Annotated in this window: 1 protein-coding gene; it reads right to left on the bottom strand. The window is 50.5% G+C overall.

The window, feature by feature from the left end; translation table 11 throughout:
• Nucleotides 1-309: transposase (locus ACO0LI_RS30710; RefSeq protein ID WP_423037728.1), on the bottom strand; the 309-nt coding region annotated here is incomplete at both ends.

Raw genomic sequence — 309 nt, 5'->3', positions numbered from 1 at the left:
TGTGTCCCTTCATCCCGAAATACCATTGATTGCCTTTTTTGGTCTGGCGCATTTCCGGATCACGTTTGCCTTCTTTGTTCTTGGTGGAAGAAGGTGCTGAAATGATCGTAGCATCGACGATGGTGCCACCTGATACTTTCATTCCCCGCTCCTGCAAATGACGGCCTACTTCTTCGAAGATTCGTTTGCCAAGGTCATGACGTTCCAGCAAGTGCCGGAACTTGCACACAGTGGTCTCATCCGGCACGGCTTCATTGCCCAGGTCAATAGCGGCAAAGCTGCGCATGGAGACGGATTCATATAAGGCTT

Source organism: Undibacterium sp. Tian12W (assembly GCF_049339405.1).
Classification (GTDB): Bacteria; Pseudomonadota; Gammaproteobacteria; order Burkholderiales; family Burkholderiaceae_D; genus Undibacterium.
Note: the sequence above shows the minus strand (reverse complement) of the source record. Positions and strands in the feature narration are given on the sequence as shown.